The 23,023-nt window shown below is 54.9% G+C and carries 39 protein-coding genes; 35 read left to right on the forward strand and 4 right to left on the reverse strand.

Annotation, left to right across the window (positions count from 1 at the left end; translation table 11 throughout):
* Positions 1-8 precede the first annotated feature (8 nt).
* The 32 genes from A2V21_310730 to A2V21_310885 all read left to right on the forward strand — a co-directional run bounded on the left by A2V21_310730 (position 9) and on the right by A2V21_310885 (position 16,082).
* Positions 9-320, forward strand: a complete 312-nt coding sequence (locus A2V21_310730) for a 30S ribosomal protein S10 (protein OIJ74693.1) — start codon at positions 9-11, stop codon at positions 318-320.
* 95 nt (positions 321-415) lie between these two features.
* A complete protein-coding gene (locus A2V21_310735) occupies positions 416-1,045 on the forward strand; it encodes a 50S ribosomal protein L3 (protein OIJ74694.1) in 630 nt (209 codons plus the stop codon).
* Positions 1,046-1,127: 82 nt separating this feature from the next.
* Positions 1,128-1,745 carry a 50S ribosomal protein L4 gene (locus A2V21_310740; GenBank protein OIJ74695.1) on the forward strand — a complete coding sequence of 206 codons (618 nt, stop codon included), beginning with the start codon at positions 1,128-1,130 and terminating at the stop codon, positions 1,743-1,745.
* On the forward strand, positions 1,742-2,029 hold the full coding sequence (locus A2V21_310745; protein OIJ74696.1) for a 50S ribosomal protein L23: 288 nt from the start codon (positions 1,742-1,744) through the stop codon (positions 2,027-2,029). Before A2V21_310740 ends, A2V21_310745 begins: the two co-directional genes overlap by 4 nt.
* A gap of 33 nt (positions 2,030-2,062) precedes the next feature.
* Positions 2,063-2,881 (forward strand): 50S ribosomal protein L2, encoded by an 819-nt coding sequence (locus tag A2V21_310750; GenBank protein OIJ74697.1) that lies wholly within the window; start codon positions 2,063-2,065, stop codon positions 2,879-2,881.
* Between the two features lie 44 nt (positions 2,882-2,925).
* Entirely contained in the window at positions 2,926-3,171 is a 246-nt protein-coding gene (locus A2V21_310755) for a 30S ribosomal protein S19 (protein ID OIJ75155.1), read from the forward strand.
* 42 nt (positions 3,172-3,213) lie between these two features.
* Positions 3,214-3,546: a 50S ribosomal protein L22 gene (locus A2V21_310760; protein ID OIJ74698.1), complete on the forward strand. Its 333-nt coding sequence runs from the start codon at positions 3,214-3,216 to the stop codon at positions 3,544-3,546.
* Positions 3,547-3,594: 48 nt separating this feature from the next.
* Complete coding sequence (locus A2V21_310765) at positions 3,595-4,260, forward strand: 30S ribosomal protein S3 (GenBank protein ID OIJ74699.1); 666 nt, start codon at positions 3,595-3,597, stop codon at positions 4,258-4,260.
* A 9-nt stretch (positions 4,261-4,269) separates the two neighbouring features.
* Complete coding sequence (locus tag A2V21_310770) at positions 4,270-4,683, forward strand: 50S ribosomal protein L16 (protein ID OIJ74700.1); 414 nt, start codon at positions 4,270-4,272, stop codon at positions 4,681-4,683.
* A complete protein-coding gene (locus A2V21_310775; GenBank protein ID OIJ74701.1) occupies positions 4,680-4,877 on the forward strand; it encodes a 50S ribosomal protein L29 in 198 nt (65 codons plus the stop codon). The genes A2V21_310770 and A2V21_310775 overlap by 4 nt, the downstream gene beginning before the upstream one ends.
* Positions 4,878-4,880: 3 nt before the next feature.
* Positions 4,881-5,150, forward strand: a complete 270-nt coding sequence (locus A2V21_310780) for a 30S ribosomal protein S17 (GenBank protein ID OIJ74702.1) — start codon at positions 4,881-4,883, stop codon at positions 5,148-5,150.
* Complete coding sequence (locus A2V21_310785; GenBank protein OIJ74703.1) at positions 5,147-5,515, forward strand: 50S ribosomal protein L14; 369 nt, start codon at positions 5,147-5,149, stop codon at positions 5,513-5,515. The genes A2V21_310780 and A2V21_310785 overlap by 4 nt, the downstream gene beginning before the upstream one ends.
* Before the next feature lie 22 nt (positions 5,516-5,537).
* A complete protein-coding gene (locus tag A2V21_310790) occupies positions 5,538-5,855 on the forward strand; it encodes a 50S ribosomal protein L24 (GenBank protein ID OIJ74704.1) in 318 nt (105 codons plus the stop codon).
* Positions 5,852-6,394, forward strand: a complete 543-nt coding sequence (locus A2V21_310795; GenBank protein OIJ74705.1) for a 50S ribosomal protein L5 — start codon at positions 5,852-5,854, stop codon at positions 6,392-6,394. Before A2V21_310790 ends, A2V21_310795 begins: the two co-directional genes overlap by 4 nt.
* 28 nt (positions 6,395-6,422) lie before the next feature.
* Complete coding sequence (locus tag A2V21_310800; GenBank protein OIJ74706.1) at positions 6,423-6,608, forward strand: 30S ribosomal protein S14 type Z; 186 nt, start codon at positions 6,423-6,425, stop codon at positions 6,606-6,608.
* Positions 6,609-6,633: 25 nt separating this feature from the next.
* Positions 6,634-7,032, forward strand: a complete 399-nt coding sequence (locus A2V21_310805) for a 30S ribosomal protein S8 (GenBank protein ID OIJ74707.1) — start codon at positions 6,634-6,636, stop codon at positions 7,030-7,032.
* 39 nt (positions 7,033-7,071) lie between these two features.
* Positions 7,072-7,620, forward strand: a complete 549-nt coding sequence (locus tag A2V21_310810) for a 50S ribosomal protein L6 (protein OIJ74708.1) — start codon at positions 7,072-7,074, stop codon at positions 7,618-7,620.
* Positions 7,621-7,625: 5 nt separating this feature from the next.
* On the forward strand, positions 7,626-7,988 hold the full coding sequence (locus A2V21_310815; GenBank protein ID OIJ74709.1) for a 50S ribosomal protein L18: 363 nt from the start codon (positions 7,626-7,628) through the stop codon (positions 7,986-7,988).
* A 60-nt stretch (positions 7,989-8,048) separates the two neighbouring features.
* Positions 8,049-8,549: a 30S ribosomal protein S5 gene (locus A2V21_310820; GenBank protein ID OIJ74710.1), complete on the forward strand. Its 501-nt coding sequence runs from the start codon at positions 8,049-8,051 to the stop codon at positions 8,547-8,549.
* Positions 8,549-8,728, forward strand: coding sequence for a 50S ribosomal protein L30 (locus tag A2V21_310825; protein ID OIJ74711.1), 180 nt, complete (start codon positions 8,549-8,551; stop codon positions 8,726-8,728). Before A2V21_310820 ends, A2V21_310825 begins: the two co-directional genes overlap by 1 nt.
* Before the next feature lie 48 nt (positions 8,729-8,776).
* Positions 8,777-9,214: a 50S ribosomal protein L15 gene (locus A2V21_310830; GenBank protein ID OIJ74712.1), complete on the forward strand. Its 438-nt coding sequence runs from the start codon at positions 8,777-8,779 to the stop codon at positions 9,212-9,214.
* A 1-nt stretch (position 9,215) separates the two neighbouring features.
* Positions 9,216-10,526: a preprotein translocase subunit SecY gene (locus tag A2V21_310835; protein OIJ74713.1), complete on the forward strand. Its 1,311-nt coding sequence runs from the start codon at positions 9,216-9,218 to the stop codon at positions 10,524-10,526.
* A 9-nt stretch (positions 10,527-10,535) separates the two neighbouring features.
* On the forward strand, positions 10,536-11,204 hold the full coding sequence (locus A2V21_310840) for an adenylate kinase (GenBank protein OIJ74714.1): 669 nt from the start codon (positions 10,536-10,538) through the stop codon (positions 11,202-11,204).
* Between the two features lie 13 nt (positions 11,205-11,217).
* The gene (locus A2V21_310845) at positions 11,218-11,928 is read left to right on the forward strand and encodes a type I methionyl aminopeptidase (protein OIJ75156.1); all 711 of its coding nucleotides are present in this window, start codon (positions 11,218-11,220) and stop codon (positions 11,926-11,928) included.
* 14 nt (positions 11,929-11,942) lie between these two features.
* Positions 11,943-12,161, forward strand: coding sequence for a translation initiation factor IF-1 (locus A2V21_310850; protein OIJ74715.1), 219 nt, complete (start codon positions 11,943-11,945; stop codon positions 12,159-12,161).
* Positions 12,162-12,183: 22 nt separating this feature from the next.
* The gene (locus tag A2V21_310855; protein OIJ74716.1) at positions 12,184-12,297 is read left to right on the forward strand and encodes a 50S ribosomal protein L36; all 114 of its coding nucleotides are present in this window, start codon (positions 12,184-12,186) and stop codon (positions 12,295-12,297) included.
* A 41-nt stretch (positions 12,298-12,338) separates the two neighbouring features.
* Positions 12,339-12,713: a 30S ribosomal protein S13 gene (locus A2V21_310860; GenBank protein OIJ74717.1), complete on the forward strand. Its 375-nt coding sequence runs from the start codon at positions 12,339-12,341 to the stop codon at positions 12,711-12,713.
* A gap of 109 nt (positions 12,714-12,822) precedes the next feature.
* Complete coding sequence (locus tag A2V21_310865; GenBank protein OIJ74718.1) at positions 12,823-13,197, forward strand: 30S ribosomal protein S11; 375 nt, start codon at positions 12,823-12,825, stop codon at positions 13,195-13,197.
* A 78-nt stretch (positions 13,198-13,275) separates the two neighbouring features.
* A complete protein-coding gene (locus A2V21_310870) occupies positions 13,276-13,905 on the forward strand; it encodes a 30S ribosomal protein S4 (protein ID OIJ74719.1) in 630 nt (209 codons plus the stop codon).
* A gap of 93 nt (positions 13,906-13,998) precedes the next feature.
* A complete protein-coding gene (locus A2V21_310875; protein OIJ74720.1) occupies positions 13,999-15,018 on the forward strand; it encodes a DNA-directed RNA polymerase subunit alpha in 1,020 nt (339 codons plus the stop codon).
* Positions 15,019-15,030: 12 nt separating this feature from the next.
* Positions 15,031-15,597 (forward strand): 50S ribosomal protein L17, encoded by a 567-nt coding sequence (locus A2V21_310880; GenBank protein ID OIJ74721.1) that lies wholly within the window; start codon positions 15,031-15,033, stop codon positions 15,595-15,597.
* A 191-nt stretch (positions 15,598-15,788) separates the two neighbouring features.
* Entirely contained in the window at positions 15,789-16,082 is a 294-nt protein-coding gene (locus A2V21_310885; protein OIJ74722.1) for a DNA-binding protein, read from the forward strand.
* Positions 16,083-16,087: 5 nt separating this feature from the next.
* On the opposite strand, the gene A2V21_310890 is transcribed toward A2V21_310885, so the two are convergent.
* The 4 genes from A2V21_310890 to A2V21_310905 all read right to left on the reverse strand — a co-directional run bounded on the left by A2V21_310890 (position 16,088) and on the right by A2V21_310905 (position 19,963).
* Positions 16,088-16,429: a hypothetical protein gene (locus A2V21_310890; GenBank protein ID OIJ74723.1), complete on the reverse strand. Its 342-nt coding sequence runs from the start codon at positions 16,427-16,429 to the stop codon at positions 16,088-16,090.
* Between the two features lie 199 nt (positions 16,430-16,628).
* Positions 16,629-17,693, reverse strand: a complete 1,065-nt coding sequence (locus tag A2V21_310895; GenBank protein OIJ74724.1) for a hypothetical protein — start codon at positions 17,691-17,693, stop codon at positions 16,629-16,631.
* Positions 17,694-17,741: 48 nt separating this feature from the next.
* Positions 17,742-18,611, reverse strand: a complete 870-nt coding sequence (locus A2V21_310900) for a hypothetical protein (GenBank protein ID OIJ74725.1) — start codon at positions 18,609-18,611, stop codon at positions 17,742-17,744.
* Positions 18,608-19,963, reverse strand: coding sequence for an aminodeoxychorismate synthase, component I (locus A2V21_310905; protein ID OIJ74726.1), 1,356 nt, complete (start codon positions 19,961-19,963; stop codon positions 18,608-18,610). Before A2V21_310905 ends, A2V21_310900 begins: the two co-directional genes overlap by 4 nt.
* Before the next feature lie 91 nt (positions 19,964-20,054).
* On the opposite strand from A2V21_310905, the gene A2V21_310910 reads away from it, so the two are divergent.
* The 3 genes from A2V21_310910 to A2V21_310920 all read left to right on the forward strand — a co-directional run bounded on the left by A2V21_310910 (position 20,055) and on the right by A2V21_310920 (position 22,991).
* On the forward strand, positions 20,055-21,122 hold the full coding sequence (locus tag A2V21_310910) for a 4-hydroxy-3-methylbut-2-en-1-yl diphosphate synthase (protein OIJ74727.1): 1,068 nt from the start codon (positions 20,055-20,057) through the stop codon (positions 21,120-21,122).
* Positions 21,123-21,320: 198 nt separating this feature from the next.
* Positions 21,321-21,737: a hypothetical protein gene (locus tag A2V21_310915; protein ID OIJ74728.1), complete on the forward strand. Its 417-nt coding sequence runs from the start codon at positions 21,321-21,323 to the stop codon at positions 21,735-21,737.
* 216 nt (positions 21,738-21,953) lie between these two features.
* Positions 21,954-22,991, forward strand: a complete 1,038-nt coding sequence (locus A2V21_310920; protein ID OIJ74729.1) for an alcohol dehydrogenase — start codon at positions 21,954-21,956, stop codon at positions 22,989-22,991.
* Positions 22,992-23,023 lie beyond the last annotated feature (32 nt).

Raw genomic sequence — 23,023 nt, forward strand, 5'->3', positions numbered from 1 at the left:
TTTAAAGGGTGGATAACCAGAAGATCAGAATAAGGCTTAAGGCGTTCGACCACAGGCTTCTCGATAAGTCTGTGAAGGAAATCGTCGAGACTGCAAGGAGGACGGGCGCGCAGATAAACGGCCCGATACCGCTTCCGACCAGGATCAACAGGTTCACCGTGCTGCGTTCACCCCATGTGGACAAGAAGAGCCGTGAGCAGTTCGAGATACGCACTCACAAGAGGCTCATGGACATAATGGAGCCCACGCAGAACACGGTCGATGCCCTCATGAAGCTTGACCTCCCCGCAGGCGTGGACGTGGAGATAAAGCTCGAGTAATACTCCTTCAGTTAGACTGCTAGGCTGTTAGATACTCAATCCTATAAGGCGCGCATGCACCCGCGAGGGGGCCTCTGCGGCAGGGAATGCGAAAAATGATAGAAGGTATAATCGGCAAGAAGGTCGGGATGACCCATGTCTATTCCGATGACGGCGCAATGGTGCCTGTAACGGTCATCAAGACCGGCAACACCGTTGTCCAGAGGAAGACCAAGGGCAAGGACGGGTATGAGGCCGTGCAGGTCGGCTTCATGGAGAAGAAGGAGTCGAGGGTCAACAAGGCCATGAAAGGCCATTTCAAAAAGGCCGGCAGCACTCCTTTCTACCGCCTCGTAGAGCTCAAGGGCACTGAGCTTGATGCTTACCAGCCAGGCGCAGCCATAAACGCGGCCGACGTATTCAAGGCTGGCGACTGGGTCGATGTCATCGGCAAATCAAAGGGAAAAGGCTTCATGGGCTCCATGAGGAGGCACAACTTCAGTGGCGGCTCCGAGTCCCATGGTTCAATGCACAACAGGGCCCCTGGCTCGATCGGCTCGAGCTCTGATCCGTCGAGGGTATACAAGGGAATGAAGATGGCAGGTCATATGGGCGCTGCCGAGGTCACTGTGCAGAACCTGAGGATAGTGGGCGTGAGGGCCGAGGAGAATATCCTTCTGGTAAAGGGCGCTGTGCCAGGTGCTGTCAACAGCGTTGTCGTCATAAAAAAGGCGCTTAAAAAGTAGGCCAGAGCCTGTTTTTTGGTTGAGAATTGATTACGGATTGTGTATAGTCGTTGTTTAACCGAAATTTCAAGGGATTAGGGATATGAACGTAGAGGTTCTGAACACGAATGGCTCAAAAGTCTCCGAGATGGTCTTGAGCGACGTTATCTTCGCCGGCGATGTTAAAGAGCATCTGTTCTATGAAGTGGTCAAGATGCAGCGCGCCAACAAGAGGGCCGGCACCGCTTCGACCAAGACAAAGGGCGAGGTCAGCGGCGGCGGCGCGAAGCCCTGGAAGCAGAAGGGCACCGGACGCGCGAGGTCTGGCTCGAACAGGAGCCCTCTCTGGAGGCATGGCGGTACGGTATTTGGGCCGCATCCGAGGGACTACTCGTACAAGGTCCCGAAGAAGGTCATGAAGGAAGCCATCAAGAGCGCTCTCAGGCTGAAGGTAAAGGAGGGCAGGTTTACGGTCCTCGATTCGATAGAGCTGGCTGAGCCCAGGACAAAGGCCGCGATCGAGGTGCTTAAGAAGCACAACCTGGACAACGCCCTCATCATCATCGACGGCGCGAACAGGAACCTTGAGCTCGCGGTAAGGAACCTTAAGGACTTCCAGGTGCAGAAGGCAGGGGGGCTCAACGTCTATGACATACTGAGCTACGACAACCTGGTCATTACCAGGGCCGCCCTTGAGAAAGTAGAGGCGATGGTGCAATGAAAAACCATTACTCAATATTGAAATCACCGGTCATCACGGAGAAAAGCACGGCAGCCACGGCCGAAGGCAAGGTCGTATTCTGGGTGGAGCTTACCGCCACCAAGAAGGACATCAAGGACGCCGTTGAGAATATATTCAAGGTAAAGGTCCTGGACGTGAACACGCAGCGCGTGCCCGGCAAGATGAAGAGGATGGGCAAGTTCCAGGGGCAGAAGCCCACGAGGAAGAAGGCCTATCTCAAGCTCCGCGAGGGAGACAAGATAGAGATCTTTGAAGGCGTGTAAAAAAACGATTAAATTTTCGAGAAGAGAAAGACGATGCCAGTAAAAAAATACAATCCTACTTCACCGGCTCTTAGAAAAAAGACCACACTGGTCAATGACGTCGCGAAGAAGAGGCCTGAAAGGGCCCTGACCGTATCATTCGGCAAAAGCGGCGGCAGGAACAACGCCGGAAGGGTGACCACCCGCTGGATAGGCGGCGGGCACAAGAGGCTCTACAGGCTCATCGACTTCAAGAGGGACAAGGTAAACATCCCGGCGAAGGTCGCGGCGATAGAGTACGACCCGAACAGGACCGCTAATATTGCGCTCCTTAACTATGTGGACGGCGAGAAGAGGTACATACTCGCCCCCCTTGACCTCAAGGTTGGCGATACTGTGGTAGCCGGACCTGATGTCGACATAAAGCCCGGCAACGCACTGCCGTTCCGCGCGATACCGGTCGGTACCTTCGTCCACAACGTTGAGATGCGCAAGGGCAAGGGCGGACAGCTCGTCAAGAGCGCCGGTTCCTACGCGCAGCTCATGGCCAAAGAGGGCGATTACGCTACCATTAAGCTGCCCTCGAACGAAGTCAGGTACGTCCTTCAGGACTGTTACGCGACAATAGGCCAGATCGGCAACAAAGACCACGAGAACGTTACCATCGGAAAGGCCGGAAGGTCACGCTGGCTCGGCAGGAACCCCAAGGTAAGGGGTGTTGCCATGAACCCGGTCGACCATCCGCATGGCGGCGGCGAGGGCAAGAGCAAGGGCGGAAACCACCCGACCAACCCCTGGGGCGTGCCAACTAAAGGGTACAAGACCAGGAGACGCAAGATCTCTGACAAGTATATAATTACCAGGAGGAAATAACGGTGCGTTCTGTAAAAAAAGGCCCGTTCGTAGACGAGCACCTCATGGAGAAGATATCGGCCGCAACCGACGCCAGGCAGAGGAAAGTAGTCAAGACCTGGTCAAGGCGGTCCATGATAACACCCGAGATGGTGGGATTTACGATAGCGGTACATAACGGCAAGAAGTTCGTACCGGTTTTCGTGACCGAGAACATGGTGGGCCACAAGCTTGGAGAGTTTTCCCCCACTCGCACCTTTCACGGCCATTCCGGAATAAAGAAGGCAAAGGTGCCCGGGGCCAAGGGTTAAGCGGTCCGGTTAAGCAATTCGCATAAGGAGCCAGGAATCAAGATGGAAGCCAAGGCTATTCTAAGATATTTAAAGACCTCTCCCCAGAAGGCGCGCCTGGTCGTAGACCTCATCAGGGGCAAGAGGGTCGACGAGGCGATCACGATACTAAGCTATAACCACAAGGCAGTGAGCAGGGAAATAGTCAAGCTCGTAAAGAGCGCCGCTGCCAACGCCGAGAACACCAAGAGCCTTGATGTCGACAAGCTCTACGTCAAGACCGCCTATGTCGACGGCGGGCCGACGCTCAAGCGCACCCATTCAAAGGCCATGGGCAGGGGCGCCGTCATAAGGAGAAGGACGAGCCACGTGACTGTCGTGCTCGGTGAGAGATAAAGCCGCTGTTTTTATTATTCTGAAAGAACTTAGAACGGAGGTCGGTTTTTGGGCCAGAAGGTACATCCAATAGGATTCAGACTGGGGATTTCCAAGGGTTGGAACTCGAGATGGTACAGCGAGAAGAAATACGCCGAATTCGTCCACGAGGACCTGAAGCTCAGGAAGTTCGTTAAAAAGAAGCTCTTCCACGCCGGCATATCCTCGATAGATATAGAGAGGACTGCCAACCGCGTGAAGGTCATCATAAGGACCGCGAGGCCCGGCATCGTGATAGGCAAGCGCGGCGCCGAGATAGACGTGATGAAAAAGCAGCTCGCGAAGCTCACCGGCAGGGATGTGGACCTTGAGATAGTGGAGGTCAGAAAGCCCGATACCGACGCTCAGCTCGTCGCAGAGAACATCGCGCTGCAGCTCGAAAGAAGGGTGTCGTTCAGAAGGGCCATGAAAAAGTCCGTGACCTCATCTATGAGGATGGGGGCAAAGGGCATAAAGATAATGTGCGCCGGAAGGCTCGGCGGAGCCGAGATAGCCAGAAGCGAATGGTACAGGGAGGGCAGGGTGCCGCTACACACACTGAGGGCCGATATAGACTACGGCCAGGCAGAGGCGCTTACGACCTTCGGCATCATTGGCGTAAAGGTATTTGTTTATAAGGGCGAGGTCCCGACTCAGAGGGCGGTTGAAGAAGCGGCCGCGGCGCAAAAGGGGTAGTTTCGAGCCATGTTGATACCAAAAAAAGTCAAATTCAGGAAGCAGCAGAGGGGCAAAAGGAGAGGGCTTGCCACCAGGGGGGCTGAACTGTCCTTCGGCAACTTCGGGCTTCAGTCGATCGAGTGCGGATGGCTTTCCACCCGCCAGATCGAGGCCGGCAGGATCGCCATGACCCGTTTCATAAAAAGGGGCGGCAAGATCTGGATAAGGGTATTCCCCGATAAGCCTATAACCAAGAAGCCAGCTGAGACAAGGATGGGAAGCGGAAAGGGCGCTCCCGAGGACTGGGTAGCTGTAATAAAGCCAGGGCGCGTGCTCTATGAGATGGAGGGCGTGACAGAGGATGTGGCAAGAGAGGCCTTCAGGCTCGCCTCCCACAAGATCTCGCTCAGCACAAAGTTTATTAAAAGGGAAGCAATATGAAACCGGCAGAGATAAGGGGTATGACCCTTGAGGACTTAAAGGCGAAGGGGAGTGAGCTTGAAAAGGAGCTCTTCAGCCTCCGCATGCGCCATGCCACCAGCCAGCTTGAGAACCCGTTGAGGCTCAGGGCGCTGCGCAGAGACATCGCAAGGATGAGGACCATCGCAGCCGAGAAGGAGAGGGGGAAGAAATAACAGATGTCAGCAGAACTCAGAACTCCGCATAAAAAGACCCTCGTAGGCAGCGTGCTCACAAGCGGCAAGATGGACAAGACCGTCGTGGTCTCCATCGAGAGGCTCGCGAAGCACCCCTTCTACGGCAAGTACGTCAAGAGGAACGTCAAGTACACGGCCCATGACGAGAAGAACGAGTGCGGCTCCGGCGACAAGGTCCTCATAGTCGAGACCAGGCCGCTCAGCCGGACCAAGAGATGGCGCGTTAAAGAAATTCTGGAGAAGGCAAAATGATACAGATCAGGTCGATCCTCGGGGTTGCTGATAACTCGGGGGCCAAGAAGGTCTCGTGCATAAAGGTCATAGGCGCTTCCAACAAGCTCATCGCCAACATCGGCGACGTCATTGTCGTCAACGTCAAGGAAGCCGTTTTTGACGCGAAGGTTAAAAAAGGCGACGTGGCAAGGGCTGTAATAGTGCGCACCAGGAAGGAGACCAGGAGGCCTGACGGGTCTTACATCAGGTTCGACGAGAACTCCTGCGTGATAATCAACAAAGATGGCGAACCCGTGGGAACCAGGATATTCGGGCCAGTTGCCAGGGAACTGCGCGCCAAGAAGTTCATGAAGATAGTGTCGCTCGCACCAGAAGTCCTCTAATTCAGACAAGGGTTGGTTGAAAATGGCATTGAAGATAAGGAAAGACGACCAGATAATGGTCATAGCCGGCAAGGAGAGGGGCAAGACTGGCAAGGTCTTGAGGGTAGACCCAGAGAAGGAAAAGGTCTACGTCGAGAAGCTCAACCTTGTCAAGCGCCACCAGAAGCCTTCGGCCAAGTACAAGCACGGCGGCATAATCGAGAAAGAGGCTCCGTTGCATGTCTCGAACGTGATGCTGCTTTGCGAGAAGTGCAAGGGCCCGGTGAGGGCTGGCAAAAAGACCGAAGGCGACCGCAGGGTGAGGTTTTGCAAAAAGTGCGGTGAGGTGCTGGATAAATGAACCCGAGAGTAAAGGAAAAATATTCTAAAGAAGTAGTGCCTGCGATGATGAAGGAGTTCAGCTACACCAGCGCCATGCAGGTGCCCAAGCTGGAGAAGGTAGTCCTTAATATCGGTCTCGGCGAGGCCGTAAAGGACGTAAAACTTATAGATGCCGCCACGCGCGACCTTACTGCGATAACAGGCCAGAAGCCGGTCGTGACCAAGGCCAAGAAGTCCATAGCGACCTTCAAGCTCAGGGAAGGCATGCCAATCGGCTGCATGGTGACCCTCAGGGGCCCCAAGATGTTCGAGTTCTTCGACCGTCTCGTATCCTTCGCTATTCCCAGGATCAGGGACTTCAAGGGCATGCCGGATAAGTCTTTCGACGGCAGGGGCAACTACACGATCGGCGTAAAAGAGCAGATCATATTCCCGGAAATAGAGTACGACAAGATAGACAAGATCAGGGGACTCAACATAACCATCAATACCACCGCGAAGAGCGATGAGGAGGCGAAGGCCCTCCTTAAGCACCTGGGAATGCCTTTCAGGAGCTAAAGCTTTTAACCGCCATGGAGGTTTTTAATTGGCTAAGAAGTCACTCATAGCAAAGGCCAAAAGGAAGCAGAAGTTCAAGGTCAGGGAGTACAACCGCTGCCCCATTTGCGGCAGGTCAAGGGCCTACTACAGGAAGTTTGACATGTGCAGGCTCTGCATGAGGAAAATGGCCCTCAAGGGCGACCTCCCCGGCGTGGTCAAGGCCAGCTGGTAATAATTAAGAGACGGAGAAACAGGAAATGTCGATGACAGACCCGATCGCGGACATGCTGACCAGAATCAGGAACGCGGTCCAGGCGAAACAGCAGGAGGTCGTACTTCCCGCCTCCACAGTGAAACTTGAGATCGCCAAGATCCTCAAGGAGGAGGGCTACATAAAAGACGTGTCCTCCTTCAAGGATGGCTCAAAGGGCTATATCAAGGTGCTCCTCAAGTGGGGGCCCTTGAAGAAGAGCTCGATATCCGCCATCAAGAGGGTAAGCAGGCCAGGCCTCAGGAGGTACGTGGGCAAGGAGGATATTCCCAGGGTCTTCAACGGCCTCGGAATAGCGATAGTGTCGACCTCCAGGGGGCTCATGACCGACAGGAAGGCCAGAGAGCTCGGAGTTGGCGGAGAAGTCGTCTGCACGGTATTTTGATAACTGCTAAATCCACGGACACTACAGAAGGATCACGAAATGTCAAGGATAGGTAAACAGGCTATAGCTGTTCCGGCAAGCGTCAAGGTCGCCTTTGAGCGCAACCTGATAAAGGTAGCCGGCCCTCAGGGCGCTCTTGAGATGCCCATGAGGACAGAGGTCTCGGTGGAGTTCAAGGACTCCCAAATAACCGTGACCAGGGCTGATGAGTCAAGGCTCGCGAGGTCTTTGCACGGCCTTACCAGGTCGCTTATAGCGAACATGGTCAAGGGCGTGACCGAGGGCTTCCAGAAGAGGCTGGACATAGTAGGCGTCGGCTACAAGGCCGATGTGCAGGGCAACGTCCTTAACCTCGCGCTCGGATACTCGCACCCGGTTAAATACGAACTCCCCAAGGGCATTAGCGCCACAGTCGACAAGCAGACCGGCGTCATAGTAAAAGGCGCGGACAAGCAGCTCGTCGGGCAGGTGGCGGCCGACATAAGGGCCTTCAGGAAGCCGGAACCCTATAAGGGCAAGGGCATCAAGTACTCAGATGAGGTAATACGGAGAAAGGCCGGCAAGGCTGGCAAGGCCGGAGGTAAATAAGGCAGATGAATGGTAGGGTATTGAAGCAGAGCGGCTGGGAGAGAAGGAAGGCGCGCGTCAGGAAGAAGATCAAGGGGACGGCCGAGAGGCCCAGGCTCAACGTGCGCAGGTCGAACAAGCACATATACGCCCAGATCATAGACGACACCACCGGAAAGACACTGGCGGCGGCATCCACAAAGATGAAAGAGCTCGAAGGGGCTGACGGTAAGAAGATAGACGCGGCGAAGAAGGTCGGCCAGACTATCGGCAAGATCGCCGCCGATAAGGGCATAGAAAAGGTCGTGTTTGACAGGTCCGGCTATATCTACCACGGCAGGGTCAAGGCCCTTGCCGAGGGCGCCAGAGAAGCTGGCCTGAAGTTCTGAGCATATCAAACGCAGATTTGGGGTTTTCCTCCAAACCGGGACCAATAAGGGAGGCTTTTTTTGGACAAGATAGACGTAAACGCCCTGGAGCTTAAGGATAAGCTCGTATACCTCAACAGGGTCGCCAAGGTCGTCAAAGGCGGAAAGAGGTTCAGCTTCAACGCCATCGTCGTGGTAGGCGACGCGAAAGGCCATGTGGGGATCGGCCTGGGCAAGGCTAACGAAGTGCCCGAGGCTATAAGGAAGGCTATAGAACAGGCCAAGAAATCCCTCATACGGGTACCGATAGTCGAAGACGGCACCATACCCTACGAGGTAACCGGTGCATTCGGCGCGGGCAGGGTCTTCCTGAGGCCAGCTTCACCTGGTACCGGCATCATCGCCGGGGGCGGGGTCAGGGCGGTCGTTGAGTCTGTCGGCATCACTAACGTCCTTACGAAGTGCATAGGGACCAACAACCCTCATAACGTCGTGAAGGCCACCATGGACGCGCTCAAGCAGCTCAGGAGCCCGGAGAACGTCGCGGAGACCCGCGGAAAGCATCTTCAAGAGGTAAGGTGATGGAGAAGAAGATAAAGGTTACTTTGAAAAAGAGGCCCGCGACCGAAAGGCTCCGCATAATACTCAAGGGTATGGGCCTTAATAAGACCAATAGCTCGAGGGAGCTTCTTGACAACCCATCTACAAGGGGGATGGTCGCGAAGGTATCCCACCTCGTTTGCGTCGAAGAGCCAAAATAGTATTTGAGCCGCTCCTAAATTTATCAAGCTATCCAAAAGGGAATAGAGATGCTTAACAGGCTTAAGGCACCCAAGGGCGCCAACCAGAAAAAAACAAGGCGCGGTCGCGGCGAAGGCAGCGGGCTCGGCAAGACCTCCGGAAGGGGCGGCAAGGGGCAGACCGCGAGGTCAGGCGGCAACGTGAAGCCCGGGTTTGAGGGCGGACAGATGCCGCTTCAGAGGAAGCTCCCGAAGAGGGGCTTCACTAATATATTCAAGACCGATTATCAGATAGTAAATATCGGCGCAATAGCGGCTGCGTTCAAGGCCGGAGAGGTAGCAGACCCGGCTTCGATACTCGATAAAGGCCTCATTAAAAGGCAGCTCCCTGTCAAGGTCCTCGGCGAGGGCGAGATAAAGGCCGCCATCACGGTAAAGGCCAACAGCTTCAGCCAGAGCGCTATCGAGAAGATAAAGGCCGCGGGCGGAACCGCGGAGGTAATCTGATTTGGCGGGGATAACTCCGAACATAAGCAAGATCCCGGAGCTTAACCGCCGCATTCTGATTACACTTATCATGCTTGCAGTCTTCAGGCTCGGTGTTTTCATTCCCACCCCCGGGATCGACGGCGAGGCGCTTGCGGCTTTTTTCAAGGGCGCGAGCGGGACGCTCCTTGACTTCGCTACAATGTTCACCGGAGGCGCTCTAGAGCGCTTTTCCGTTTTTGCGCTGGGCATAATGCCCTATATCAGCGCATCCATCATCATCCAGCTTCTCGCCGCTGTTGTTCCGCACCTTGAAAAGCTCCAGAAAGAGGGCGAGGCCGGCAAGAAGACGATAACCCAGTACACCAGGTACTCGACCGTAGGCCTGAGCATCGTCCAGAGCCTCATGATAGCTGTAGGCCTGGAGTCGATGAGGGGACCTGCCGGAGAGCCGATAGTCCTGAATCCCGGATGGGACTTCAGGCTTCTTACAATAATAACCCTGACCACCGGGACATGTTTTCTCATGTGGCTGGGCGAGCAGATAACTGAGAGAGGGGTAGGCAACGGCATATCCCTCATAATATTCGTCGGCATAGTGGCTAACATGCCCTCGGCCCTCTACAACACCATACAGCTGGTGCGGGCCGGTGAGATGAGCCTTTTTGTCATCATCCTCCTTATCGTCCTTATGGTGTCTGTCGTCGCCTTCATCGTATTCATGGAGATGGGGCAGAGGAGGATACCGATACAGTACCCGAAAAGGGTCGTGGGCCGGAAGGTCATGGGGGGAGGCACTCAGCACCTGCCGCTTAAGGTGAATACCTCAGGGGTCATACCACCGATATTCGCCTCGTCGATAATCGTATTCCCGGCTACCGTGGCCAACTTCATTAACGTTCCGTCGATGAAGTGGCTGGCCCAGAGCCTGAGCCCGGGAGGGCTTCTCTATAACGCCCTGTTCGTGGTTCTTATAATATTCTTCACGTTCTTCTACACGGCTATCCAGTTCAACCCGAAGGACGTGGCGGAGAACCTTAAAAAGTACGGCGGCTTCGTGCCAGGCATAAGGCCGGGGGCGAACACCGCAGATTATCTCGATACCGTGCTCACGAGACTGACTCTCTGGGGCGCTATATATCTGGCGGCGGTATGCGTACTGCCGTCGCTTCTTATAACCGAGTTCAACGCGCCCTTTTACTTCGGAGGCACAGCCCTCCTGATCATCGTTGGCGTCGGCATGGACACCGCGCAACAGATAGAATCGCACCTTTTGGCCCGGAGCTACGAGGGTCTGCTTAAAAAAGGTAAGATAAAAGGCAGGGGCTTTTAGGGATCTGATATGAACATCATTCTTCTCGGAGCCCCAGGAGCCGGAAAAGGCACTCAGGGCAAGAGCCTCGCTGACAAGTACAGGATCCCACAGATATCGACCGGGGACATCCTGCGCGCTAACGTAAGGAACAAGACCCAGCTTGGCTTAAAGGCCAAGGAATATATGGACAAGGGCGCGCTCGTGCCAAACGAAGTTGTTGTCGGCATGGTCGTAGACCGTATCAAAGAGGATGACGCCCAGGCTGGGTTTATCCTCGACGGCTTTCCCAGGACTATAGCCCAGGCCGAGGCGCTCAAGGCGACCCTTGATTCCCAGGGCAAGAAGATAGACGCCGTCATCGGCATAGAGGTCGACAGGAAGGAACTGATAAGAAGGCTTTCCGGCCGCCGGGTCTGCAGGAAATGCGGGGCGAGCTATCATGTCATATTCAGCCCTCCGGTGAACATCGGCATGTGCGACGCGTGCGGCTCAGAGATATACCAGAGGGACGACGACAAGGAAGAGACCATTGAAGCGAGGCTCAAGGTCTACGAGGAAGAGACATTCCCTCTCGTTGAGCACTATTCCGGCAAGAAGCTTTACAGGGGGATCGACGGGAAGGGGCCTGTAGACCAGATAACAGGCGCGATCGTAGGGGCAATTGAGCAGGGAAGCGATAATACTAAAATCTCCTGAAGAGATACAGGTCATGCGCAGGGCCGGTGTCGCAGTCGCCGAAGTCCTGGCAATCCTCAAAAGTAAGGTCAGGCCCGGGGTCACGACCCTTGACCTTGAAAAGATAGCCGAAGAAGAGACAAAGAAGAGAAAGGCCGTGCCCGCCTTCAAGGGGTACAGGGGTTACCCGTACTGCCTGTGTACTTCGGTGAATGAGCAGGTAGTGCACGGTATGCCATCGAAGATGGCGCTTAAGGACGGGGATATCCTTAGTATTGACTTCGGCGTCAGGATCGATGGTTTTTACGGCGACTCTGCCGTTACCCTGCCGGTCGGCAAGGTAACTGAGGAGGCCAGCCTCCTTATGAGGGTTACCGAGGAGTCGCTCGCAAGGGCGATAGAGGCCGCCAAGGTCGGGGGCCGCCTCATGGACGTATCCTCGGCGGTACAGACCCATGTAGAGTCCTTTGGGTTCTCGGTAGTAAGAGAGTTCGTCGGGCACGGGATAGGAAGAGAGCTCCATGAGCCGCCTCAGGTGCCGAACTTCGGGACCCCAGGGACCGGCGTAAGATTAAAAGAAGGCATGGTGCTGGCGATAGAGCCCATGATAAACGCGGGTGGCTGGGCCATCAGGGTTCTGGAAGACGGCTGGACGGCCGTTACGGCTGACGGTCGCCTTTCCGCTCATTTCGAGCATACGGTAGCAATAACCCCGGAAGGGCCGCTGGTGCTCTCGAGGCTTTAGAAAACAGGAACAGGATGCCTAAAGAGGAAGCAATACTCGTAGAGGGGACGGTAATCGAGACTCTCCCGAACGCAATGTTCAGGGTGGAGCTGGAGAACAAGCACAAGGTGCTTGCTCATGTCTCCGGAAAAATGAGGATGCATTTCATCAAGATACTGCCCGGCGACAAGGTCACGGTCGAGCTGTCTCCCTATGACCTTACCAGGGGCAGGATAACATACAGGGCCAAGTAGTTTTCAAAAAGCGAGGAAAAAGATGAAGGTAAGAAGTTCAGTAAAGAAGATATGCGCCAAGTGCAAGATCATAAAGAGAAGCGGTGTAGTCCGCGTGGTCTGCACAAACCCCAAGCACAAGCAGAGGCAGGGGTAAGCTTTTTTTAACCTCAGCCGTTTTCCAAAGGAGGAAAAGTTTTGGCAAGGATCGCTGGTGTAGACCTGAAAAAGAACAAAAGGATTGATGTCGCGCTGACCCAGATCTACGGCGTCGGCCAGACCTCAGCCAGGAAGATACTCGAGAAGGCGGCCGTTGAGCCTTCGGTAAAGGTGCAGGACCTCACGGAGCCGCAGGTCGCGGCCATCAGGAAGGCCATCGACACCGACTTCAAGGTGGAAGGTGATCTCAGAAAAGAGGTCTCCATGCATGTCAAGATGCTTATCGACATGGGCTGCTACAGGGGCATACGCCATAGGAAGAACCTCCCGGTGCGCGGTCAGAGGACCCATACCAACGCGAGGACAAGGAAAGGCCCCCGCAAGGGCGTGGTTTCGACCAGGAAGTCCGAATAAAGAATTTACTGGATTTTCACAGGTGTTTTAGGGCATAATAACTATTTGCGGTCAATTCAGGGGCCTGGACATTTTTACAGGCGCTTTAGAGTCTCCGGAGGAGTTTTAGATGGCAAAGGTCAAGAAGGAAAAGAGAGCTGTATCAAGGGGGGTCGCCCACATCAAGTCGACCTTCAACAACACGATTGTGAGCATCACCGACCCTGCCGGGAACGTGATAGCCTGGTCGAGCTGCGGAGCGCAGGGCTTCAAGGGCTCAAGGAAGGGCACGCCCTTCGCCGCGCAGGTCGCAGCCGAGACGGCCGCGAAGAAGGCGATGGACAGCGGTGTAAAGACCGTTGAGGTATTTATAAACGGCCCGGGAGCTGGCAGGGAAGCGGCATTGAGGTCTTTGCAGGCCGCCGGGTTCAGCATCAGCCTTATAAGGGACGTAACGCCTCTCCCCCACAACGGGTGCAGGCCCCCGAAGAGGCGCAGGGTATAACTCAAAGAATTCATTTACGCGCATTTTGGCGCCCTGCCCGGCCATATGTCCGGGCACTGGATGAACGGAGGAAGCAAGTTGGCAAGGTATACTGAATCGGTTTGCAAGATCTGCAGGCGCGAAGGCATGAAGCTATTCTTCAAGGCCGAGCGCTGCTACACTGACAAATGCGCGTTCGAGAGAAGGGCTTACGCGCCGGGCCAGCACGGCCAGGCCAGGGGCAAGGTCTCCGAATACGCGTTGCAGCTTCGAGAGAAGCAGAAGGTCAAGAGGACCTACGGTCTCATGGAGACACAGTTCAAGAACACCTTCAAGGACGCGGACAGGTCCAGGGGCATAACCGGCGAGAACCTCATCACGATGCTTGAAAGAAGGCTCGACAATGTGGTCTACAGGCTGGGGATCGCAGGCTCCAGGAGCGAGGCCAGGATGATGGTCACTCACGGCTACTTCCGGTTGAACGGCAGGAAGGTCGACATCCCTTCCTACAGGGTCAAGCAGAACGATATGATTGAGGTCGCTGAGAAGAGGAAGAAGGAAGCCAGGCTCGCCGACAACATCAAGTCGGCCGAGAGCAGGCATGGAATACCGGAGTGGCTCCTGCTTGACAGGGATAACCTCAAGGGAACGGTCGCAAGGCTCCCGAGAAGGGAAGATACCACGCTGCCTATGCACGAGCAGCTTATTGTCGAGCTCTACTCCAAATAATAATCCTGAAAGACCTGCCTTCCGGCGGCCGCGGCTGCCGGAAGGAAAGCCTTTTTTAGGTCTTACTACAATTTAAACAAGGATAGGTAAACCATGCAAAAAAACTGGCGTGACCTTATCAAACCGAAAAAGCTTGAGGTAGAAAAAGACACGCTTACCCCGACATACGGCAAGTTCGTAGCTGAGCCGCTTGAAAGGGGTTTTGGCGTGACGATCGGCAACGCCATCAGGAGGATACTCCTTTCGTCCCTTCAGGGCGCGGCCATCACCTCGGTCAAGATAGACGGAGTCCTGCATGAGTTCACCTCGATCCACGGGGTCAAGGAGGACGTTTCCGATATAATACTGAACCTTAAGCAGGTCAGGCTCAAGCTCCACGGCGAGGGGCCCAAGACCTTGAGGATAAAGAACGGCGGAGACGGAGTACTTAAGGCCGGCGACATCATAACCGATTCTACCGTCGAGGTCCTTAACCCTGACCAGCACATAGCAACGGTCGCGAAGGACGCGAAGTTCGACTGCGAGCTCGCCGTAGCATCCGGCAAGGGCTATGTGCCTTCAGAGAGGAACAAGCTGCCTGAGATGCCCATCGGGACCATCCCGGTCGATTCCATATTCCAGCCCGTAAGCAGGGTAAACTTCAACGTGACCCATGCCAGGGTAGGGCAGAGGACCGACTATGACAAGCTCGTGCTCGAGGTGTGGACGACCGGCGCTATCGACCCGCAGAGCGCTGTAGCTGTCGCCGCCAAGATATTGAAGGACCAGCTGAGCGTCTTCATCACTTTCGAAGAGGGCGAGGAAGAGGCTCTCTTGGAAAGAGGCGAGGGCAAGCCTCAGTTCAACGACAACCTCTTTAAGACAGTGGACGAGCTTGAGCTCTCCGTCAGGTCGGCAAACTGCCTCAAGAACGCAGATATCAAGTATATCGGCGAGATGGTGCAGAAGACCGAGCAGGAGATGCTCAGGACAAAGAACTTCGGCAGGAAATCTCTTAACGAGATAAAGGAAATACTTCGCGGAATGGGCCTGGATTTCGGCATGAAGCTCGAGGGCTTCCCCTCAAGAAAAGAGCTTGACGGCATGCATTCTGAGCACAAGGAGACCGCCTAAGGGGCACGCCTTATGAGACATAACAGAGACGAAAAGAGATTTGACAGGACATACAGCCATCTGAAGAGCATGCTTGCCAACATGACCAACGACCTGGTCATGCACGGCAGGATAAAGACGACCACGCCCAAGGCCAAGGTGCTCAGGAGCTACGCCGAGAAGATGATAACGCTCGGCAAGAACGGCAGCCTGGCCTCAAGGAGAAGGGCTATGGCCTTCATGAGGAACAAGGTCGCCGTCACAAAGCTCTTCGCCGAGGTCGCACCGCAGTTCAAGGAACGCAACGGCGGCTATACAAGGATAATGAAGCTCGGCAACAGGCCCGGAGACAACGCCGCTATCTCCATCATAGAGCTGGTAGAGGGTGCGCAAGTGAAGGCTGCCGAAGCTACGGTAAAGGCCAAGGCTCCGAAGAAGCCCGCGGCGGCCAAGGCAAAAGCGCCTGCCAAGGCGAAGGCTGCGGCTACCGAAAAGAAAGCCCCTGCCAAGAAGGCGGCCGCGAAGAAGGAAACGGCTGAAAAGACCGAGAAGGCGCCGGCAAAGATGGCGCCCAGGAAAAAGGCCGCTGACAAGGAATAAAGGTAAAGGGACGGGAGTTATCCCGTCCCTTTGTTTTTCTTTAGAAGCTGTTCGTTTGATTTCGTTTTAAACTCAACTATAATAGTATTGCGGGACCGGCTCATCTGCTGGCAATCGCAAATCTGACCTGTCTTTTTCCGCTCGACCGGCCTCTTTGGGCAGGCAAAAAAAACGCAGAGACGGAGGTTTTTATGTCAAATTCGATGACCAAGTCCCAGATAGAGGATCACATCTCACGCGAGACAGGGGTGCCCAAGAAGACGGTTAAGGAGATCATGGCCAAGCTGGCTGAGCTTGCCTACAGAGAGGCTAAAAACCAGTTTACAGTTGCCGGGCTCGGGAAGCTCGTGCTTGTTGACAGGCCCGCCAGGACCGGAAGGAACCCGAGGACAGGCGAGGAGATACAGATACCAGCCAAGAAGGCCGTGAAGTTCAGGCTCTCAAAGGCCTGCAAGGATGAGGTCCTTAAACAGGCCGGCGAGTAAATCGGTCAGTTCCCGGCGCTTTTGAACCCGTAGGACCAGACCACGTTGTCCCTGAAGACGAGTTCGAGGGTTGTCTTTGACTCACTGCCCCTGACCTCGTTTTCTACTACCCCTCCAAGGTACGCGGGGACTTTCTTTTCCTTAAAAGTGTATACCATCCGCTCCTCGCTATTCTCATAGCTTACCTCAGTCGGGGAGCCGAACGCTTCGATGACAGCCTGCCGGGTCGTAGAGCCCGGCTTTATTTCCAGCACCTTCGACTTGTCTATCCTGGTCCCCTCGGTCCTTGTGATGGACATGCACCCCGCAAGGACAATGGCCGGAATAAGCAGGAACAATTTCTTCATCTCTTCTCAATACCTCCCTGGATTTTTAAAGCGGGTTGTAGTTCACGGGCTATTGACATGGATTAACAACCGCGTGTGAGCCCGGTCATATGACTGTGGATTACATACTGCGTTTTTGCGAACATTGCTCCTGATACCGCATACTAAAGTCGATGGTAATCATAAAGCCGGCTGGAAAAGACCCGGCCCGGGCGGTATGTCAAGCCTCCGCCACGCCGTCCCTCGTCCTGTTCTTGACGTCGTACATGGCATGGTCGGCCTTTTGTATCAGCTCGTCCTTGTCCCGCGCGTCCCAGGGGAACGTAGCGACGCCAAAGCTCGCGGTAAGGTGAAGGTTTAGGCCATCGTCCTTGAGAAAAACAGCTTCCCTGAAGGAGTTTCTCAGCTTTTCGGCGACCAGTGCCGCGCTCTTTTTCGGAGTCCCGGGCATCATCACTATGAACTCATCGCCGCCGTATCTGCAGACCATGTCCACGTTCCTTGTGAGCGAAAGGATGAGCTGCGCTATCTCTTTGAGGAGCTTGCTCCCGATGAGGTGCCCGTGCGTGTCGTTCACGTCCTTGAAGTAGTCCAGGTCAAGGAATATCATCGAGAGCTCGTATCTGAATCTCCGTGCCCTTTCTACCTCGTACTCAAGCCTTGAGTGGAGGAAGCGCGAGTTGTAGAGCTTGGTGAGGTCGTCGGTGATAGTAAGCTCCTGCACCCGGTTGAAGAAGATGGCGTTCTCAATGGCTATGGCGGTAAAGTCCGCGAGCGTTGTAAGCACCAGGAGGTCGTCTTCGGAGAAGCCCTTGTCCTCTTCGACCTTGTTTATGAGCTCTATTACGCCCAGGCACCTTCCGCGCGTAATGAGAGGAACGCAGATTATCGATTGGGTCGTGAAGTTCGAGACCTCGTCCCCCTTTTTGCTGAACCGAGGGTCCTTCTGGACGTCTGGCACGAGAAGAGGCTTTTTCTTCCTGGCTACCCAGCCAGCCACACCCTCGCCTGGCTTGAGCCTCAGGTCCTTGAGCTTCTCCGAGCCCTTGCCCACGACTATCTCGAACTTGAGCTCGCCGGTAGACTCATCGCGCAGCAATAGCGACCAGTTCTTGGGCCGAAGCAGCTCGCTTATCTTCTCCATTACCTTGTTGAGGATCTCTTTCAAGTCGAGGGAGGAGGTGAGGGCCTTGCCCAATTCCGTGAATATGGCGAGTTGTTGCCTTTTTTGAAAGAGTTCTCTGGCTTCAGGGGTATTGAAGTCCTGGCCCTTTGGGATTTCCATTGCGAAAATATAACTTAACGGCCGTGAAAAATCAAGGACTGCACAGGCTTATGGCCTGTAGCTCAGGAGAGTTTGTATTTGCCTGGTGACAGGGCCTGGCCTGCCGTCCCCTACCGCCTTTCCGCCGGTTTTAATGAGCGGGACGGCGTCAGTAATGGAGTTTGTGATAAAGGCCTCGTCTGCTCCCGCCATGTCGCTGGGGCGTATCCGTGCCTCTTTCAAAGGGATGCCGTTTTTTACGGCTATCTTCATGACCCGGTCCCGTGTCACGCCGGCAAGCACCCCTTTGGACGGGTTTTTTTCAAGTGGAGGCGTCAGTATTTTCCCGTTCTTCACCATGAATATGTTCGAAGAGGTGCCCTCAGTTATAAATCCTTCCCTTACGAAGATGGCCTCGTAAGCCTTTTTTCTATCGGCCCTTATCTTCGCTATAACGCTCGCGAGATAATTTAGCGATTTCACCCCGGGTAGCGCCGGGGCCATATCGTCTACGAATACCGCTTCCACGCCTTTTGATCGCGCGCGAGCGAGCACGGAGGTATCCAGAGGCTTGGCTATGATGATGAAGGTCGGCGTTATCCCCTTCGTGGGAAGATGGCTCGCCTTGTCAGCGCCCCTGGTTATCATAAGCTTTACGTAGGCCTCACCCCTTGCGAGGCCGTTCTTCTTAAGGAGCGCTTCGACAGCCCCGCCCTTCAGTTCTCCCTCAAAAGCCATTACCGCGCGCTTGGTAAACCCGAGAAAGCTCGCCCCCGCGCGGAGCCTTTTGAGATGCTCCTTTAAAAAAAGCGGGGCTCCTTCATATGCCTTAAGCGTTTCGTAAAGGCCGTCCCCGTAACTCAAGCCCCTGTCGAATACCGACACACAGGCACGCTCCTCAGGCAATATCCTTCCGTTCAGATGGACATAAAGTCTCAAGCAGGACCTCCTGTGCCAAGGGATTCCAAAAAGTCCCTGGCCTTGAGTATCGTCTCATCATATTCTTCCTCAGGGACCGAATCTGCCACAATACCCCCTCCAACGCTCAGGTGGAGCACGCCTTCCCTGTATATGCCTGTCCTTATGGCCATGCTCACATCAGCCCCGCCGCCGATATCGAACCAGCCTATCCCGCCGGTGTAGACAGAGCGCGCGGACCTCTCCAGCTCGTCTATTATCTCCATCGCCCTTATCTTCGGCGCCCCGGTTATTGACCCGCCTGGAAAGAGGTGCTTAAGCGCCAGAGGGGCGGTTATGCCCTCTTTGATCCTGCCGCGCACGGTGGAAACCATGTGATGGAGGTGAGGGTATGTCTCCACAGCCGCGAAAGAGGAGACCTCGACGGTGCCAGGTACCGAGATGCGTCCGAGGTCGTTCCTTTCAAGGTCTACTATCATGACGTGCTCGGCGCTCTCCTTTCTGCTGGCCTTGAGCTCTTCGATAAGGGAACCGTCCTCTTGAGGGGTATTCCCTCTTTTCCTCGTCCCTTTTATGGGGCAGGTCTCAGCCATGCCTTCCCGTATACGAAGGAGGCATTCCGGCGAGTTTGAGATTATCTGGAACGCGCCATAGTCCATGAAGGCCCCGTAAGGCGCCGGGTAGCGGTCAATAAGCGAGAGGTAGAGCGAGAACGGGTCGCCACTCCAGGAGATGGAGAGCCTTTGCGAGATGTTTATCTGATAGATGTCCCCTGCGGTTATGTACTCTTTGGCCTTTTTTATTGCAGAGATGTACTCATCTTTTGTTATGTCGGAGCGGACTTCGAGCGCGCGGCTTAAGGCGGCTTCGGCTTTGTATTGACCGTGCCTTAGCCTTTCCAGAAAAGAGCTGAAGCGGCGCCTGTCCCCTGTTGACGAGACAAGAAAGCCCTTGCCTTCGCGGTGGTCGTAGACGAAGACCGGGTCATAGAAGCCTGCCATGCAGTCGGGGATGCCAAGACCTTTTTTCCCGGCGCAGAAAGATATCCCGGGCTCGATAAGCCCCTTGAGGTCATAGGAGAAGTACGCGACCACCCCGGAGTTAAATGGAAAAGGGCCGTTTGAGGACCTGTTTTCCCCGATTATTCTTGAGATGGCCTCGAAGGGGTCTGGGTCTCCGGATGGACGTCCATCTATCATGGTGAGGCCGCCTTCTGTCTTTACGACCTTAAGCGGCCCCGCTCCGGCGTATGAATACCTTGACCCGGAAGAATAAGAGCCGTTAAGCACAAAGGGATGCTCAAGCCCACGGAGTGCCAGGAACGCCTCGGTCGGCCCAATCCCGGCTATCTCTTCTATCAGCATATTCTTCATTACGAAAGAGGATACTATCCTTTCAGGTTGCCGGTCAAGGCCATGATTTATTGGATGAAAACAGGTGGCGTTTTGTAGTATATTTTTTGATATGGCAAGAAGAGAGACCAGAGAAGTAAAGATAGGCGGCGTAAAGGTAGGGGGCGGCGCCCCTGTAACCGTACAGTCCATGACCAACACCGATACCGCCGACGTAGCCTCAACGGTAGCCCAGATAAAGGCGCTCGAGGAGGCGGGCTGCGAGATAGTGCGCGTAGCCGTGCCTGATATGGACGCCGCAAAGGCAGTGGCGGAGATCAAAAGGGCTATCTCCATACCCCTTATCGCGGATATACACTTTGACTGGAGGCTCGCGCTCGTCTGCCTCGAAGGCGGGGTTGACTGCCTCCGGATCAACCCGGGCAATATTGGCGAGGTTGCGCGTATAAAAGAGGTCGTGAAGGGCGCGAAAGAGCGCTCCGTGCCCATAAGGATAGGAGTGAACGCGGGCTCTCTGGAAAAGGACATACTTGCCAGGTACGGCCACCCAACGCCTGAGGCGCTCGTTGAGAGCGCGATGCGCCATGTCTCGATATTGGAGGATATGGACTTCCGCGATATCAAGATCTCGCTCAAGGCCTCGAGCGTCCCGCTTACCGTAAAGAGCTACAGGCTTCTTGCCGGGAAGGTCGATTATCCTTTTCACATCGGGATAACAGAGGCTGGCACTCTTTTCACCGGGACGATAAAGTCAGCCGCCGGGCTCGGCATACTCCTGTCGGAAGGAATAGGGGATACCATGCGAGTCTCCCTTACAGGAGACCCTGTCGACGAGGTCCGGGCTGGCTGGGAGATATTGAAGGCCCTTGAGATACGGAAAAGGGGTGTGAGCGTAATATCCTGCCCGACGTGCGGCAGGCTCAAGTTTGACAGCATCGCCATAGCCAGCGAGGTGGAACGAAGGCTTTCAAGCGTTACAGAATCGCTCAAGGTAGCTATAATGGGCTGCGTGGTAAACGGCCCAGGAGAGGCTATCGAGGCCGATATCGGGATAGCCGGCGGCGACGGGTCAGGCATGCTCTATGTAAAGGGCAAGGCTGTCGGCAAGATAAAGGAACCGGAGATAGTGGACAGGGTGCTTGAAGAGGTAGAGAAGATACTGGAGGAGAGAAGAGGCTAAGATTGCATTTTATGGGGTAAGGCCTTTTTGCGCACTGCCATGCGCTAATGGGTAAAGGGCTCGGCTCGCTACAGCCTCCTTCCTCCGTCCTTATGCTCGCTACGCACTTTACCCTGTTATTGTTAAAGACAAAACAAAAATAATCGAGACATTTTCCTCTCCCCATGGAGGAGAGGAAAAAAGAATCCAGGGCTTTGTATGTTCACCCTCCATCAACGCCTCAAAGATGACACCATAGAGATAGCCCGGTTGAAGTTGTCGGTCGCGCTCCTCATGAACGACTCTTCCTTCCCCTGGGTCATACTTGTCCCCATGCGTGAAGGGGTGACAGAAATCCAGGACCTTTCAAAAGAGGACAGGGCAGCCCTCATGGAGGAGATGACTGCCGCTGCCAAAGTCATCCGGAAGGTCTTCAAAACGGACAAGATAAATATCGGCGCTCTCGGCAACATAGTCCCTCAGCTCCACATCCATATAATAGGCAGGTCAAAGACCGATTGCGCCTGGCCCGGCCCCGTATGGGGGAATTCCCATCCTGTCCAATACGGTCAGGAAGATATGGATAAGAACATAGCGATACTCAGAAGCGCCCTCCAGGAAGAACTCTCCTGTTAACAGAAAAATCCCCGCATATTCATGCTGCTCAAAAAGCTCCATATGCGAGAGCGAGGAAGGAGGCGTACTCTTGTTGTACGCCGCTACTGACGAGCTACGAAGACAACGATGCAGATGGACTTTTTCAGCCGCCGCGGCATCTTGACAAGACCTCCCCCAGGGATAGACTCGAAATAGGAAGGCTAAGTAAGAGATGTGCGCCTTAGGGAGGTTGCTATGAAAGCGCTTGTATATCACGGCCCGGGAAAAAAGGCATGGGAGGAGAGGCCGAAGCCTGTTGTAAGGGAAGACATGGACGCCATCGTCCGTGTCTTCAAGACGACTATATGCGGCACCGACCTGCATATCCTGAAGGGCGACGTGCCTGAAGTGAGCGAGGGCAGGGTCCTCGGCCATGAGGGCATCGGCGTAATCGACGAGGTGGGGAGCGGCGTAAGGAACTTTAAGAAAGGAGACAGGGTGCTGATCTCTTGCATCACCTCCGACGGCTCATGCGAGTACTGCAAAAAAGGGATGTACTCGCACTGCGAGCACGGCGGCTGGGTGCTTGGGCGCACGATAGACGGCACGCAGGCCGAGTACGTGCGGATACCTTACGCAGATACCAGCCTCTACAGGCTGCCGGAAGGGATGAACGAGGACGCGTTCGTGATGCTCTCTGACGTCCTCCCGACCGCGTTTGAGTGCGGGGTGTTGAACGGACAGATAAAGCCCGGGGATACGGTGGCGATAATCGGCGCCGGCCCGATAGGCCTCGCGGTGCTTCTTACGGCCAAGTTTTACTCGCCTGAAAGGATAATCGTGGCGGACGTTGACGAGGCACGGCTGTCGGTTGCCAGAGAGCTTGGCGCTACGGTCGTCTATGGCAGGGAAGGTCGGGTGGTTGAAGACATAATGGGGCTTACAGGGGGCAGGGGGGTGGATGTGGCCATAGAGGCCGTTGGCATGAAAGAGACCTTCGGGATATGCGAATCGATCGTCGCCCCAGGAGGGCACATAGCCAGTATCGGCGTCTTTGGCGAAAGCGTCGACCTGCACATGGAGAGGCTCTGGGCGCATAATATAACGCTTACTACAAGGCTCGTTGATACGGTAACGACGCCGATGCTCTTGAAGAGCGTGGCCTCCGGCGCGCTGCATCCGGAGAGGCTTGTAACGCATCACTTCGGCCTCGCCGAGATAATGAAGGCATATGATACCTTCTCGCACGCCAGAGAGGAGAGGGCCATCAAGGTCGTGCTTGAGAACAGGTAAGTATTCGATACGTGAAAGGGTAAAGGGGAAAC

The organism is Deltaproteobacteria bacterium GWC2_55_46 (genome assembly GCA_001595385.3).
Taxonomy (GTDB): domain Bacteria; phylum Desulfobacterota; class GWC2-55-46; order GWC2-55-46; family GWC2-55-46; genus UBA5799.